9 protein-coding genes are annotated in these 17145 nt (G+C 43.4%); 7 read left to right on the top strand and 2 right to left on the bottom strand.

Translation table 11 applies throughout. The annotated features are described in order from the left end of the window. Nucleotides 1-58: 58 nt before the first annotated feature. Entirely contained in the window at nucleotides 59-577 is a 519-nt protein-coding gene (locus tag O3276_RS24685; RefSeq protein WP_269673684.1) for a cell envelope integrity TolA family protein, read from the top strand. Nucleotides 578-880: 303 nt separating this feature from the next. Here the strand turns inward: O3276_RS24685 and O3276_RS24680 are convergent, their stop codons facing one another. Then, the gene (locus O3276_RS24680; RefSeq protein WP_269673683.1) at nucleotides 881-2479 is read right to left on the bottom strand and encodes an IS66 family transposase; all 1599 of its coding nucleotides are present in this window, start codon (nucleotides 2477-2479) and stop codon (nucleotides 881-883) included. Between the two features lie 338 nt (nucleotides 2480-2817). On the opposite strand from O3276_RS24680, the gene O3276_RS24675 reads away from it, so the two are divergent. From O3276_RS24675 to O3276_RS24660, 4 genes are all read left to right on the top strand, one after another. Further along, a complete protein-coding gene (locus O3276_RS24675) occupies nucleotides 2818-5754 on the top strand; it encodes an ankyrin repeat domain-containing protein (RefSeq protein WP_269673682.1) in 2937 nt (978 codons plus the stop codon). A 652-nt stretch (nucleotides 5755-6406) separates the two neighbouring features. After that, a complete protein-coding gene (locus tag O3276_RS24670; protein WP_269673681.1) occupies nucleotides 6407-10159 on the top strand; it encodes an ankyrin repeat domain-containing protein in 3753 nt (1250 codons plus the stop codon). 293 nt (nucleotides 10160-10452) lie between these two features. Further along, entirely contained in the window at nucleotides 10453-11361 is a 909-nt protein-coding gene (xerD, locus tag O3276_RS24665) for a site-specific tyrosine recombinase XerD (protein WP_269673680.1), read from the top strand. A gap of 183 nt (nucleotides 11362-11544) precedes the next feature. Next, nucleotides 11545-12330 carry a thioredoxin fold domain-containing protein gene (locus O3276_RS24660; protein ID WP_269673679.1) on the top strand — a complete coding sequence of 262 codons (786 nt, stop codon included), beginning with the start codon at nucleotides 11545-11547 and terminating at the stop codon, nucleotides 12328-12330. Nucleotides 12331-12390: 60 nt separating this feature from the next. On the opposite strand, the gene O3276_RS24655 is transcribed toward O3276_RS24660, so the two are convergent. After that, nucleotides 12391-13101 (bottom strand): SDR family NAD(P)-dependent oxidoreductase, encoded by a 711-nt coding sequence (locus tag O3276_RS24655; protein ID WP_269673678.1) that lies wholly within the window; start codon nucleotides 13099-13101, stop codon nucleotides 12391-12393. A 157-nt stretch (nucleotides 13102-13258) separates the two neighbouring features. On the opposite strand from O3276_RS24655, the gene O3276_RS24650 reads away from it, so the two are divergent. After that, nucleotides 13259-13417 carry a hypothetical protein gene (locus O3276_RS24650; protein WP_269673677.1) on the top strand — a complete coding sequence of 53 codons (159 nt, stop codon included), beginning with the start codon at nucleotides 13259-13261 and terminating at the stop codon, nucleotides 13415-13417. A 215-nt stretch (nucleotides 13418-13632) separates the two neighbouring features. Further along, nucleotides 13633-17142, top strand: coding sequence for an ankyrin repeat domain-containing protein (locus O3276_RS24645; RefSeq protein ID WP_269673676.1), 3510 nt, complete (start codon nucleotides 13633-13635; stop codon nucleotides 17140-17142). Nucleotides 17143-17145: the final 3 nt, after the last annotated feature.

Raw genomic sequence — 17145 nt, 5'->3', positions numbered from 1 at the left:
TGCGGCACATGATGATCATTCACAAGCACTGTATGTATTACTCGAACTAGGATGTTCCTTGAACGAACGTTCTGGAAAAATAGAAGACGATTTCTGGCGAAAGAAAAATAATGGATTTTATTCTTTTTTGGCTGGACACGTGCCTCCAACTGTAGATTTTAAAAGTTACAATAAACCAAATGCGTGTCGTTTATACTACCATGGTGGTACACCTTCAGAGATTTATGGAATGTTTGATATAACTCAGTTAGAAAACTTTGAAAAATCACTAAATATAGACATAAATAAAGAAAAAAATAAGGACAAAGCAAGAATGGAGGAAAGACAAAAACAGCATAAGCAATACATAGAAGAAAAACAGAAACAGAAAAGAAATGAACAAAAACAAACAAAACAGGAAGAAAAGGAAACAAGTAAAGGAAAAAAACAACTGAAAAGATTAAAAAAAGAACTGAATAAACTGAATTTGGAAGGAGAAAAACTGAAGGAAGAAGGAGTAAAACTAGAGACAGAATTGCGTACCCCAGAGGGGAGGAAAAAGACAAACCCATTTATCAAAATTTTGAGAAAAATATGAGTACCTATTAGAACTTATATATTTGAGTGATTTAAAACTCATTACTCAGGTGCTATGCAAGTAGCAATGGTGTGCATAGTGCATCATGAGTTTGATATGTACAATCTCCGTTCACCCTGAGCACCCTTCGGCTCCGCTCAGGACGAACGGAGGTAATTTCTCAAAAACTGCTGCAAAGCCCACAGGATAGAATCTGGGAAGCTTTTTCAATCAAACTCTCCAGCCTCGGGAACAGCGCTGCTCCATTTAACCTGTCTGTCAGATAGTCCCAGAATGAAAGACCATACAGGCGACACGTTTTCTTCAGACTGGCAAGGTGTTGCGACTTTGCCGTCCTGCTTCGCTCCGCGTGCCGCCGCTAATCTTACGACGCTTGACGTATTCTCGTATCAGGCTTTCACTCAGGTTGTTATGTAACGGAAGGCTTGGGTCTTCCAGTACCAGCAACAGCTCTTTTTCTATGACAGCAAGGCCTGAGAGCGCTTGCTGGAGAGCCCTGCAATTTGTGCGTGTCTGGATTAGGGCTAAAAAGCCTAGTCGTACCTTCATGGCGTTCTCTTTGGAAGGCTCAGCCTTGAAGGCTTTCAGATCATCATAAATCGCCCAGAGCCATGTCCGGCACCATTTCTGGGCACTGGCTTGTTGCTCATTGACAGGATGAACCTTGTACAGCAACCGCTCTGCATGTACCCAGCACTGGGCGTGTTTGAACACATTGAACTGTTGTGCGCCATCGCTGAAGGTTGTCAGATGCCCTAAGCCATGTTCTATCAAACTGGCATAGATCAAGGCTTCACTGGCTTGTTGCAGGCGTTTTTTGCCTGTCAGGCCATGCTCTTTCATGCAGGCCTTCCAGGCTTCATAACTCAGGAAAGTCACTCCAACGTATGGCTGGAGTACACGCAGCCACTTTTGGGGATATTTGAGTGTCCTCAGGTAGTCCAGGGCATTCCCTGTCATCGCGTACGTCCGAAAAGGCCGGTGCAGAAGGCTTAGAAAATTCTCCCGGCTTTTGCTACCTGTGGTGGCATACCAGGCAAACGACTCATTACAGATGATGGTGCAGTAACCATTTTGTCCTTGATGCCTTGCCCCTGTGTCGTCTGTCTGAATGTAGCTTGAGCAACGAAGGCCTGCGACCAGGATCTCATCCTTCTCACTTTGAAACTGCTCATTCCCTTTAGTGATCAGGTTGCTCAGTTCCCCCGGCGAGATGGAGAGGCCAATATCCCAGAGCCATTCCAGCAGCTGCGGTTGGGTAACACCACAACCGAAATACTGGTGAAGAATGTAGGCTTGCAATGTCGGGCCATAATGGTGCCCGTGCAAATTCGCTGGAGGCTTGGCAGTGACTGTTTTCCCGTCCGGTGTTATCCATTGGTCAAGCAGATATTCGACACTGGTTGGCTTGATCACCAGATCTTGTACATAGAATGGGGTAGTGCCGTTCCAGGTAGATCCCGGAGGAACACCACAGGCCGGGACACGTATGCTCTTTTCAGGCGGTGGCTTTGTGGGTTGCTTGCGCTGATTACGAGTACTTTCATCCGGTTTGCTGACCTTATGTTTTGGGACATCATCCGGGTCAGCTTCATCACCTTGACCGGTTGCCGGTGGAGTACCGGGAGGGCCGTCTGAGTCATCAGGGGGCTTGGTATTTGGTTTGATGTCAGGCTTGGGAGGCAGCTTTTTAAGACGGCGGATTTCAGCCTCAAGGGCTTCAACTTTCTCCTGTAGCTGAGTGATCTGCTCTTGCTGCTGAACGCCTTGTGCCTGCAGCCTGGCAATCAACTCCTTCTGGAGAACGTTCTCTTTCTGGGACAGAGCCAATGCTTTCTGGGACAAAGCCAGCGACTCCTTGAGCAATGTGTTGTGCTGCTGGAGCTGAGCAAGATAATCCAAGACTTTTTGGCCTGGATGGTCATGCTGGACATTGGTTGCAGGAAAAGGAAAATTCATGGTGTAAAAGGATAGGCCAGAGACGTGTATTTTGCTTTATGTCAGCACTTTCTGAGAACTTACAAGAAAGCAGCATTTGAACTATTGATTAGTTTTACGGTCTGAACAAAGGCATTAATTAACAAAGTTCGTTAACGTTCAGTTTTTGCACGGCATTTCAGATTCTCTTATGGCTTATCCCAACAGTAGTACTACAGTGGTGCGCTATCAGGAAATTCAAAGGCCAACAACGAAACCGAAACAGGCTTTGGAAATACCCAATTAGACATAAGGCATGTACCATGTACTACTCCGTTGGCAATCCGGTTACTACTGTTACAGATACAGTTTCCTTTGCTACTTCAACAAATCCACAGAATCAAATTCCAGACACAACCACTAATACTGATAATGGTGCTCTCGGGAATTCAGGTGACTTCGAAAACCACCACATTTACGAAAGTTCATCTGCTAACTCACTCTTTGCTAATCTGCCAGATTCACAATCGCCCCCTCCTCAGGCGATGAGCATCGGGCAAAGAACCATGTTGCCGCATCCAGGTGATAGCACGATGACTATCCCGCCCTGCGGTCAAGAAACCGGGCATGATACTGCTGATGAATATCAACTACCGTCAGATCCACCGCCAGACTACCCCCACAGGTCTGACGGTTCATATTACAATCTGCCAACGTATGATCAGCTGTTCCCCTTGTTTCGAGGTCATGAGACAAACATGGTCATGCCCCGACCAGAAGAAGACGAGATTAACGAAAATCCTTTCCCGGACTACCTTGAAGGGGCATGTGCATTGCCACCCATCACTGCCAAGCCATTAAATCCGGATGAATTCAATAATATATTCTTTCATGCCTGTCTGAGTGATGATTTAGAGATAATTGTACAGCTGTTCCAGGCTGCTGATCCCAAGTCAATGAATAATTTTCTGACGCATCCGGACAACCCAACAATATCAGTTCATCCCCTGCATCTGGCTGCCGAACGTAATCAGACGAGAGTGTTAAAATTTCTCTGCCAAAATCCATATATTGATGTAAATGCTTGCGGGCCTGAAAAAAATACCGCTCTCCACTTTGCCATCAGAAATCACCAGGGGGCAGCCGTACACTTTCTCTGTCAACAACAAAACATTGATGTAAATGTGGAAAACAGCCTCGGTTCCACACCGATTATTTTAGCCTGTGAAAAAAACTCAGATCATCGTATTTTACAAACATTATTGGAAAAAAAGCCGTACCTGGGCCCGAACAAAAATGGTGAAACTGCACTTTCCCATAGCGTTAACAACAACAATCTGAAAACCACTGAAATATTAATATATAACGGCGCGGCACCTGTTGACACGATGCATAGTGATGGAAAGGACAGCATATTTTACCTTTCTTTCACAAATGCCTCCGATCAGATTAGTATTTTGTTATTGAGTTGTTTGACAGACATAAATCAAAAAATATCCAAAGCCGAGGCCCGTGTGCTGCATCTTGCTGCTTTAACAGGCAAAGATGACATCATTACTTACCTGATAGATAGGCGCAAAGCCTCTAAATCCTTGACCAATAAATACGGTTCCATGGCAGTTCATTATGCAGCGCATGCCAATAACGCAACAACATTGCGCAGATTAATCGATCATGGATGCACCCTGTTTGTAGGAAAAGGAAAAATAGAAAAAGACTTCTGGAAAAAGAAAATAATTAATGGTCGTCATACCCAAAAAATAGACTTTACCAGGGCAAATAAATCAAACGGAGAAGAATTATTTTATAAGGGTGGCACACCTTTGGAAATTTTTGAAGGTGATAAAGTACAGATGATAAACTATGAGGAGAAACATGGAATTAAAAACAAAGGAAAAGATACAAAAGCAACAACAATATTCCAGAAATTAGTACAAAAATTACAATTACTGCCTACAGAAAAACCTGAAACAACAACCGAAGTTGTTGCTTCCACAGACACTACACCAAGTGCGCTACCTGCACCTGAACAGCCTATACCGGGCACGGATCATTCTGGCTTTGCCAACACACATAGAAGTGGTGATGAAACAAACAGGAATCCTGAAAATATCGATCCGGACGACGTCTGCGGGGCATCAGCACTAGCAACTATAACGCAGGCACCACTTAGCCGTGACGATTTCAATATAACGTACTATGATGCGTGCGTGGCAGGTGATTTAGACACTATCAAACGCCTGAAACAAACTCAGCCCCAATTAATGATTGACTCTCTGAGAGATCCACATGATCCAGATGTATTAATTCATCCCTTGCTTCTGGCTGCCTTAAATAATCAGTGGGCAGTGTTAGAATTGCTTTGTAAGCTGGACGGTATTCATATTAACGCTCGCATGAGAAATGGTGATACCGCTCTTAGTCTGGCTGTTCGCATGAACAACCAGGACGCCATACTTTTTCTCTGCCAACAACCTGGCATTGATGTCAATGTGTCAGATTCCAAACGTAATACCCCTATTACTACTGCATGTGAGTTAAATTTGAACGATCAGGTTATAGATGCATTATTATCGAATCTGAAGCCGGGCCGGATTAGTTACGCACAAACCGCACTTTATTCCAGTGTTAAAAACAATAATATTAACACTACTGAAAAATTATTGAATGCTGGAGCCGTCTCGGACATACGTTGTAAATACGCAACACATTCTTTGCTTTATTTTTCTTTCACACATGCCAACGATGATATCAGTAAATTGTTATTGAAAAATATGTCCAACATAAATAAAACAATATCTGTTAATGGTACCTGCGCGCTTCATTTGATATGTTATCTGGGCAAACATACACTTATCTCGTACCTGATAAATGATCTTGGTGCGGCAAAATTCATAGAGACTAATCTACGTGCCAGGCCTGTCCATTATGCAGCGCACAAAAACAATCAAGAAACACTGATTGAATTAATCAAACACGGATGCACCTTGAAGGAAGGTCGGGGAAAAATAGAAGATGAGTTCTGGCCACAGAGCCAGGGAGCAATGTGCGCTGGGGGGAAATACATACCTCCAATAATAAATTATAAGAAATACAATAAATCAAATGGGGAGGATTTACACAGCCGTGGTGGTACACCTTCAGAATTTTATGGGAAAGGTATAAATGAGTTAAAAGATTTTGAGGTATCGCTGAATATAAACATAAAGGATGAAAAGAAGAAGGATCGAAAAAGAATGGAAGAAAAAAACATAATATAAAACAGGAAAAATAAGAAAAGCGTTAAAACACCGCACGACTGCATGGGTGCTGCTTAGGGTGGACATTAGGCTTATCCCTCCATTTTCAATGGCTTTTGAATGGAACCACGAAGGACACAAAGAGCACGAAGGAAATAAAATCTCTTCTTTGTGTTCTTCGTGTCCTTCGTGGTTCCATCTTTAACTGTGCAAAGAGAACTGATACTATCTACACTATCGTGCAATATTGGATCTATTGATCGCCATGCCACCCCCTGCTGCCGATATTGCCAGAATCATCGACAGCCAGTCTTGATGTATGGGGGAGCCCACCTGGCAGGTTCTCCTGGCACAAAGTGAAAAGCTGGCATAAAATCATTTTCGATGATTGCATTCAGCCCCCTTTTATGGTTTCTGCTAATTTTCCAATGCTCGTTTCCATAACCAATACCCTGAATCAACTGATATAAAATAGATTTAATTTGTGCATTCTCAAAAGCCCGTAAATCCCGGATATGGTGCATAATTAGCGCGCCTGTATTACGCCAACATGTTATGATTTTTTAATAAGATGCAATCACTCTTTATTGGGACTAAATAGTCACATTGAATAATCAAGAGCAAGGCACAAATGATACCAAAATATCACCCTGTTTTATTCCAGAGGCCATTATTGTCCGAAAGCACTGAAAACCTGGATGAGAAAATAACTGATTACGTTGCTTTCCCTAATGGTGATTTTAGAACACTGGCAGAAATTAAAATGGATCAACCTGTCAGCTACATCAAAATGAAAACCCAGTTTCTGACTGACATTGGCAAGCTAAAGCATTTGACACAGCGTTTAATCAGCAATGAATTTGATGATCAAATTGATACCTTTCACACAAAGATTGCAGAGGACCTGAAAAGTGATGATAAAAAACCTCACAGCCTGATATCGTTCAAGGATACACGCTATTATCTCCATAAAATAATTACTCGAACTGAGCGGTTTCTTGAGCTGGAAGCGAAAAATCCTGATGATGCTGATAAATTATCTTTAAATAGAGACAGTTTTTGCACTTTGTTTCATGAGATTCTTTCAGGGATAGACTATTGTCTTGGGGGCAATGGTACCCGCCTTCAAAGTGGATTTACCAGCATCGAGAACTCCCGTGACCCGCAAAAGGTTCTGTTGCAGATTCGACACGGGTTACTGGATTATGGCATTAAATTATTTCTGATAAATGAGCGTGCCAATGATAAGGATATATTTCGATTAGGGAATGAAGTACACACGCACAGTGAACTTTACAATTTAGTCTGTAAACAGTTTGGTTTGGAACCCCTTAAAGATTTTGGTCACAATGTCAATCTCAATGATAAGATAGAAATGATTAATCGACTTGAACTTATCCTGCCATCCCTGATGCCGGAGTTCGACATACTTAATAAACTGACAGATGTATTTTACCAGGACTTAGTATCCTCTTTAAAAAAGCGAAATAAAGAACACTGGCTAACCCGTCCTGTTTTTATCTCAGAATTGAAGGATGAAATTATTGATGGAATTAAAGAGGATTTTATAACCCCAATAAATCTTCGGTTCAAAACCAATAATAAAAACAGGCTCGGCCTATGGACAATCATCAAATCCTGCAGTGATGGGAGCTATGAATTTTCAGAGAGTCGGGAGCGATTTCAGGTATGGTTAATCGATAATTATTTAAATCATACTCCTGCCGCGAACGTACTCACTATGGTTGGTAAGAAAAATAAAGCACATTCTTCCCGGTTTTTTTCGAAGAAAAATAGAGATAACACACCACTTTTCTACATTGGCTCGAAGGATAATCTCTATTTTTGGGTTTTTAAATCAGAAACTCCTCTTATACAGTATGCCAACTGCAACCTGGAATGGAATAACCATCAAACACTGACTCTGAGTCATTTAACAACAGCTGATTTTTATAGCTTACCAAATGAAGTACGTTTCAATCTTTTTCAATTTGCTTTGAACAACTCCAATAAATCAAGTGATTTTTTTGAGTTTTTCTTTAATAAAATTGCAGCTGAAAAATGGGACAAAATGGTTGAATCTGCCCCTGAAATAAAGGAGATCATGTTCGAAAAATTTACTAAAATCATGAACGACGATAAAGCGGTCCTCCGGGGGTTAACCGATTATTTACCACACCTGCCCAAGGAATCCCTTAAAGAGTATGCCAGTAATTTCTTCACCGACTTATTACATCGGGCATTTAAACTGCAACAAGTTGGTGTCATTGACTTTTTACTAACACATGGTTTGCACAATAGTTCAACCAGGTTTATTAAAGCTGAATTCCAGAAAGTCTTGTTTTCAACATTACAGTCTGACTCAGAAAAATTTAAAATACTCTGCAAACATCCTGTTATTGACTTCAACTCAAAAAATGAACAAGGTCAAACGCTGTTAATGATAGCGGCAAAATATGGCAAAACAGAGCAGCTAAAACTATTTCTGGCAAAGAAAGGAAGTAAAGTGAATGTGCAGGACATGAATGGCTATACCGCACTCTCTCTGGCTGCAGCAAATGGGCAAATGGAGTGTCTGACGTTACTTCTGACCCGTGACGATATCAAACTGAATCTGGAGTCCAATGACGGTTGGACCGCATTAAAGCTCGCTGCAAAACACGGGCGAACTGACTGTCTGAAGATGCTTCTGAAACAGCAAAAAATTAATGTAGACCTGCGTTTCAAGAATAGCTGGACGCCATTAATGGCGGCAGCAAGATGCGGTCATGGGGACTGTGTAAAGGCATTGCTTGACCATGATGCGTCGTCGATCAATGAACAAAACAGGGAGGGTTATACGGCGTTGATGCTGGCGGTAATTAAAGGGGATGAACGTTGTGTCTCGTTATTATTCCAACTATCCGATAGTGGCATCAATACAACCAACACAAACGATAACACTGCATGGGTTCATCTGCGTAATATTTTTGGGGTAACGCTCGCAATGCTGGCGGCAAAATATGGCAATATTTATTGCCTGAAAGCAATTCTGGAGAAAAAAATCATTGATGTGGACGAGGTAGAAAATAACGGCAAAACTGCACTCATGCTGGCTGCGGCATTTGGGCAAACGGAGTGCCTGGAATTACTTCTGGCACAGGAAGGAATTGACGTTAACAAGCAGAAAAACAACCTCAAGACTGCTCTCATCATGGCGGCAAAACGTGGGCGAACGAAGTGCCTGAAAATACTTCTGGCACACCAAAAAATTGATGTGAATTGTCGGGCCAGACATGGTGTTACTGCACTCATGCTGGCTGCACAACTCGGGCATACCCAGAGCCTGATAGCACTTTTGAAACATAAAGACATCAAAGTGAATGCGCGGGACATCAGAGGCTGGACCGCATTAATGTACGCAGCAAGAAACGGGAAAACGGACTGTTTGCTGGCGCTTTTGAAAAAACAGGGAATTGACGCAAACCTGCCTGACATTAATGGCTGGACGCCATTAATGTCGGCAGCAAGAAATGGTCATGGGGACTGGGTTGAGGCGTTGCTTGTACATGACCCTTCGTCGATCAATGCCCGAAACAAAGATGGCGCTACGGCTTTGATGATGGCAGCAGATGGTGGGGATGAACGTTGTGCCATGTTATTACTCAAACAACCGAATATAGACATCAACACAACAGATAAATACGGTAAAACCGCATGGCAGTGTGCGCAGTCCAATAATGTAGCAGAGTGTCAACCATGGCAACAATTTCAACGGATCCTGGATGCAGTAATCAGTGGTAATTTGACATCACTGACTGAACTGCTGAATTTTGCCGGAGCATTGATCCATGTTCGTAATAAACAAGGGTTAACACTGGCAATGGTGGCCGCAAAAAATGGCCAGATTGATTGCCTCAAAGCAATTCTGGCGATGAACGTCATTAACGTGAACGAGAGGGATAAAACGGGCACAACTGCACTCATGCATGCTGCAGAATATGGGCAAACGAATTGTCTGGAAGAGCTTCTGAGAGAGGAAAAAATTGATCCGAATGCCCAGTCCAATACCGGTTGGACCGCATTAATGCACGCAGCAAGGAACGGGAAAACGGACTGTTTGCTGGCGCTTTTGAAAAAACAGGGAATTGACGCAAACTTGCCAGACATTGATGGCTGGACGCCATTAATGTCGGCAGCAAGATACGGTCATGGGGACTGTGTTGAGGCATTGCTTGTACATGACCCTTCGTCAATCAATACACAAAAGAATCACGGCTACACGGCTTTGATGCTGGCAGTATTTGCAGGCGAATCAGGTTGTATCAGGTGTTTACTTTCACATCCTGACATCAAAATTGATAGTAAAGTACTGGACCTGGCTAAACAGAAAAATGATTCGGAAAGTTATCAGCTAATGGTTAATCATAAGCCTGAATCCAGTTGAGTCTGTCTATGAAGATTTTGAGGCATCGCTGAATATAAACATGAAGGAAGAAGGACCAAAAAAGTATGGAAGAAAATCATAATATAAAACAGGAAAAATAAGACAAGCGTTAAAACGCCGCACGACTGCATAGATGCTGGATCAGTTGCCGGGAGTGACCGGTCATCTGGTCAGGCAATACGTTTTCATTTGATTAACTGATTATGACGGCAACACAAAACTCCCGGGAGGCTCTATACAAAGAGAACTGATATTATCTACACTATCGTACGATATTGGATCTATTGATTGCCATGCCAACCCCCGCTTCTCTGGAAATACAGGCATTTTTACAACACCTCTGGCTTGAACGAGGGCTCAGCAAAAATACCCGTGAAGCTTACCAACGGGACCTGCTGCTCTTCTCTGAGTGGCTGCAAAAGCACACACAAAACGTCGGCAAGCTATTACTCTCAGCCAGCGAGGAGGACCTTCGCCGGTTTCTGGGCTGGCGTTATGAGCAGGGTTATCACCCACGATCAACTGCCCGGCAAATCTCCAGCCTGAGAGCCTTCTACCGTTACCTGCTGCAATCTGAACAGATCACCACTGACATTACGGCCAATATTGACATGCCCCGCCAGGGCAAGGCATTGCCAAAAACATTGTCAGAAGAAGAGGTAGAGTCACTGCTCAGCAGCCCGGATACCGATACCGCCATTGGTCTTCGTGATCGTGCCATGCTTGAGATCCTCTATGCCTGCGGCCTGAGAATCTCAGAACTGGTCAACCTGAAGATGGACAATATTAATCTCAGACAGGGAGTGCTCCGCATTATCGGTAAAGGCCGGAAGGAACGGCTGGTCCCCATGGGCCAGAATGCCATTGCATGGCTGCAGCAATATATACGACAGGCAAGAGGTGATCTGCTGAACCAGTATGACAGCCGAACCCTGTTTCCGGGTCGTCAGGGGCGTCCAATGACCCGGCAGGCCTTCTGGCATCGGATCAAGCGCTACAATACGATTGCTGGTATCACCACCGACGTTTCTCCCCATGTCCTTCGACATGCTTTTGCCACCCACCTTCTAAACCATGGTGCAGATCTTCGAGTGGTCCAGCTGCTGCTTGGCCATAGCGATCTGTCCACCACCCAGATCTATACCCATATTGCCAACCACAGGCTGTCAGAACTGCTCCGTGAACATCATCCCAGGGGGTAATCTGGCCGTCTGTTCACTATTTTTTAGAACTCTCCACCCGATAACCGTGTCCAGGCGATACAACAGGAAGAAATAACGCTAGACTATCTTGTTTTAACCAGCGCTTCTCTCCAATGCTGGAACGGCTTGCCGATAGCCCCTGAGATGTCCGGGCTTATCTTGTGAATCTATAAAGGAATCAGTATGTCTAAATTCTCTGCGCTTCTGTTAACGGCCATGATGACCACAAGCGCTGGCTGGTCTGTGGCCGTCCATGCAGAGGCTTCCGGCAAGGACAGTGCCGTTCAGGGCCCCGAGACCCTGATTGAACGTCAGCTGAAAAAACTTGATGCCGCCGTTCCCATTGAGTCGATCACCAAAAGCCCGATGCCCGGCATCTACAAAGTGATGCTCAAAGGTGGCTTTGTGATCTACAGCAGCGAAAGCGGGCAGTATTTTATTAAAGGCGATCTGTTGGAAGTTCGCGGTAACCAGCTGGTTAACCTGACGGAAGAGGTGAAAAGCCAGCAAAACGCCAGGCTGCTGAAAGCCCTGAACAAAGAAGATATGGTGATTTTTGCACCGACAGGTGAAACCAAAGGTGTTGTGTATGCCTTCACGGATGTCGACTGTGGCTACTGCCGCAAACTGCACCGGGAAGTCGACCAGCTGAATGCGCTGGGTATTGAACTGCGCTATCTTGCCTTCCCCCGGGGTGGCCAGCAATCGCCAGTGCATGGCAAGATGACCGATGCCTGGTGTTCAGTAGACCGCAAACAGGCATTAACCGACCTGAAAACCGGCAAGTCCATCAGTGCAGAAATTCAAGGTGATAAGGCAGCGTGCAGTTCTGTCATTGATAACCACTACAACCTGGGTGTCCAGATGGGCATTAACGGCACTCCGGCCATGGTGTTGGAAAATGGTCAGGTTATTCCGGGCTATCGCCCTGCTGCCGATATTGCCAGAATCATCAACAGTCAGTCTTGATGTTTAGGGGAGCCTGTCTGGCAGGGTCTTTTGGCACAAACTGAACCCCTGCTTTGGCCATTACAGATAGATCATTTTCTTTGTCATTCCACCATCAACCACGATATTGGCACCGTTGATGAAGTCATTCTCTTCATGGGTCAGAAACAGACAGGTATTAACAATATCCCGTGGCTTACCCACTCTCCCCGATGGATGCTGACGGTGATCCTGCCCGGTCAGCTGATCATAATCTTCAGTTTGAATCCAGCCAGGACTGATGGCATTCACGGTAATGAACGTTTGTGCCAGCGATATGGCCAGCGTATTGGTCAGCGACACCAGGCCGCCTTTGGACGCGCCATAGGCCTCCCAGCCGGGTTCATTCTGGTGCCAGCGGGTAGACGCAATATTGATAATACGACCGTACTGCTTATCGCTATGGTGCCTGATAAACTCTCTGGCACAGTTAAAGCTGCCGCTCAGATTAACATCAATCACCCTGGAAAACTCGGCAGCAGTAAGTTCAGTCACCGGCTTATTAAACTGGCTTATGGCACCATTATTAATCAGGATATGTGCAGTGCCATATTGGCGAACAATGTTGTCAAAGGCTGCTTCAATCATCTCCGGTTTTCCCAGGTCAACGCTGTAGAAAGCCATATCACCCGTTGCCGGTTGATGCAGGTCGAAGCCAACCACAGTAGCCCCCTGCTCCCTGTAAGCCCTGGCAAGGGCATTGCCAATACCCTGACTGGCACCTGTGACAATAACGACTTTATCTGAGTACATACCGTGAGACATCCGTTATAAGTAGTTAAGAAAATGAAATCATATTTTCTGGCCAACTACTTAGATAGCTGAAAAGCTGGCATAAAATCATTTTCCAATGATAGCATTCAGCCCCCTTTTATGGTGCCTACTTATTTTCCAATGCACGTTTCCATTAATGAGCACCTTAAAAACTCTGGCCTGCGCGAAACTGCTCACAGATGTTGATCAGCAAAAGCAGCAACTGAGCACGGAGTCCATGATTGAAAAGGCATTACTGGTCACTTACTCACCGGTCACCGAACCCCGCGAGCGTGGAAATAATTCTATTAAATGATAACTCATTGAAAAAATCACTTATGATTTAGAGTGACTAAAATTTGTATATCCTCAAAAACCCGTACATCTTGAATATGCTTCATAATCAGTGTACCTGAATCACAAAAATTATGTTACGATTTTGTTTCATACCAGGCATGACTTTTTGACAAGATACAATTACGCTTTGTCAGGACTGAACTGTTACATTAAATAATCAATAGGAAACAACAAATGATATCAACGTATCACCCTATTTTATTTCGGAGGCCATTAATCTCAGAAAGTACTGAAAACCTGAATAAAGAAGCAACTGATTACGTTACCTTCCCTGCTGGAGATTTTAGAAAGCTGGAAGATGTTAAAATAAATGAACCTGTCATATACCTCGAAATGAAAACTCAGTTTATGGGTGACATTATCAATCTGAAGGCTTTGACACAGCGTATAATCAGCAATGAATTTGATGAGAAAATTGATACCTTTCACACAAAGATTTCAAATGATCTGAATGATGATGATAAAAAACCTGACAGCCTAGTATCATTCAAGGATACTCGTTATTATCTCCATAATATCATTCATCGAACTGAACGATTTCTTGAGCTGGAAGCAGAAAATCCTGATGATGCTGATAAATTGTCTTTCAACAGAGACAGCTTTTGCACTTTATTTTATGAGTTTCTCGAAGGGATAGACAATTGCCTTGGGGGCAATGGTGCCCGCATTCAAAGTGCATTTACCAGCATCGAGAACTCCCGCGACCCACAAAAGGTGCTATTGCAGATTCGACACGGGTTACTGGATTATTGCATCAAATCATTTCTAATAAAAGAGCGTGCCGGTAATGAGAATGCATTTTTAATAGGGGATGAAGTACACACGCACAGTGTACTTTACAATTTATTCTGTAATCGGTTTGATTTGCCCCCCCTTAAAGATTATGGTCACAATGTAAAGATCGATGATTTGACAGATATGATTGGACGACTTGAACTTATCCTGCCATCCCTGATGCCAGAGTTCAAAATACTCAATAAACTGACAGATGTGTTTTACCAGGACTTATTATCCTCTTTAAAAAAGCGAAATAAAGAAGACTGGCTAACCCGTCCTGTTCTCAGCTCAGAATTTAAGCATGAAATCACTGATGGAATTAAAGAGGATTTTATAACCCCAATAAATCTCAGGTTCAAAACCAGTGATAAAAGCGGGCTTAGCCTGGGTACAATCATCAAAACCTGCGATAATGGGAGCCATGAATTTTCAAAGAGTCGGGAGCGATTTCAGGTATGGTTAATCGATAATTATTTGAATCATACTCCTAGTGCGAACGTACTCACTATGATTGGCAAGAAAAATGACGAAGTTTCTTCCCGGTTTTTTTCGAAGAAACGTAAAGATACAGTTACAGATACAGATGAAGCACCATCTTCCTACATTGGCTCGAAGGATAATCTTTATTTTTGGGTCTTTAAATCAGAGACTCCTCTCATACAGAATGCCAACTGCAGCCTGGATTGGGATAACCATCAAACATTGACTCTGAGTCATTTAAAAACAGTTGATTTTGATAAATTACCCAATGAAGCACGTTTCAATCTTTTTCAATATGCTTTGAACAACGCCAACAAACCAAGTGATTTTTTTGAGTTTTTCCTTGATAAAACTGTATCGGAAAAATGGAACAAAACGGTTAAATCTGACCCTCAAATAAAGGAGATTATGTTAGAAAAAATCATTAATACCCTGAACGATGATGCAGCAGGGTCAACCGGCTTTTTACCGAATCTGCCTGCGAGATCTCTTAGAAAGTATGCCAATACTTTCTTCACCGACTTATTACACCGGGCATTTAAACTGAAACAGGCTGGCATCATTAACTTTTTACTAAAACATGGTTTACACAAGAGTTCAACCAGGTTTATTACGACTGAATTCAAGAAATTCTTGTTTTCAGCGGTACAGTCTGACTCAGAAAAATTTAAAACACTCTGTAAACACCCTGTTATTGACTTCAACTCAAAAAATAAAAAAGGTCAAACGCTGTTAATGATAGCTGCAAAATATGGAAAAACAGAGCACCTGAGGCTACTTCTGGCAAAGAAAGGAATTAAAGTGAACTTGCAGGACAAGATTGGCGATACCGCACTTATTCTGGCTGCAGAAAATGGGCGATTGGAGTGCCTGACAGCACTTCTGACAGAGCAAACAATTAATGTAGGCCTGCGTAACAAGAAGCACTGGACGCCATTATTGGTGGCAGCAAGATACGGCCATGGGGACTGCGTAGAGAAATTGTTTGACCATGGTGCGTCGTCGATCGATGAAAAAAACAAGGCAGGCTATACATCGTTGATGCTGGCGGTCATTGGAGGGAATGAACGCTGCGTCTCGTTTTTATTCCAGAAATTCGATAGCGGCAGCAATACAACCAATAAAAAAGATAACACTGCATGGGTTCATCTGCGTAATGGATTTGGGAAAACGCTGGTAATGCTGGCCGCAAAACATGGCAATATTTATTGCCTGAAAGCAATTCTGGAGAAAAAAATCATTGACGTGAACGAGGCAGATAATGACGGCAAAACTGCACTCATGCTTGCTGTAGAAAATGGGCAAACGGAGTGCCTGGAACTACTTCTGGAACAGGAAGGAATTGACGTTAACAAGCGGAACAATAAATACGAGTCGGCTCTCATCATGGCTGCAAAAAATGGGGACGAGGAGTCCCTGAAACTACTGCTGGCACACGAAAGTATTGATGTGAATGGTTATGCCAATTGGGGTGTTACTGCACTCATGCTGGCTGCACAAAACGGGCATACGGGCAGCCTGAAATTACTTTTGAAACATAAAAACATCAAACCGAATGAGTGGAGCATGACCGGTTATACCGCATTAATGTACGCAGCAACAAACGGTAATACGGACTGTTTGCTGGCGCTTCTGAAAATACCGGAAATTGACGCAAACCTGACTGACAGTCGTGGCTGGACGGCATTAATGCTGGCAGCAAAAAACGGTCATGGAGACTGTGTGGAGGCGTTGCTTCTGCATGATCCTTCGTCGATCAATGCACAACAAAAGGGATTCTATACGGCTTTGATGCTGGCAGCAGAAGGAAAGGATGAACGTTGTGCCACGTTATTACTCAAACAACCCAATATAGACATCAATGCAAGAAGTTTTTACTTTAAAACCGCATTGCAGATTGCGGAGGACAATAATTTAGCAGAGCGTCAACCATGGCAAAAATTTCAACAGATCCTGAATGCAACAAGCAGTGGTAATTTGACATTACTGACTGAACTGCTGAATTTTGCCAAAGCATTGATCCATGTTCGTAATACAAAAGGGTTAACACTGGCAATGGTGGCCGTAAAAAATGGCCAGATTGATTGCCTCAAAGCAATTCTGGCAATGAAAGTCCTTAAGGTGGACGAGAGGGATAATAATGGCAAAACTGCACTCATGCATGCTGCAGAAAAAGGGCAAACGCAGTGTCTGGAAGAGCTTCTGACACAGAAGGAAATCGACCCGAATGCGCAATCGAATGCAGGTCGGACGGCAATATTCTACGCAGCAAGTAATGGGCGATTGGACTGTCTGAAGGTGCTTCTGAAACACCCGGGAATTAAATCAGACCTGCCTGAAAATGATTCGGAAATTTCTCAGCTAATCGTTAATCATAAGCCAAATCCAAATGAGTCTGTCCTTCATCAGCAGGTCGATGTCCAATAATAA

The sequence above is a fragment of the Endozoicomonas sp. GU-1 genome, from assembly GCF_027366395.1.
Classification (GTDB): Bacteria; Pseudomonadota; Gammaproteobacteria; order Pseudomonadales; family Endozoicomonadaceae; genus Endozoicomonas.
This window is presented reverse-complemented; position numbering and strand designations above follow the sequence as displayed.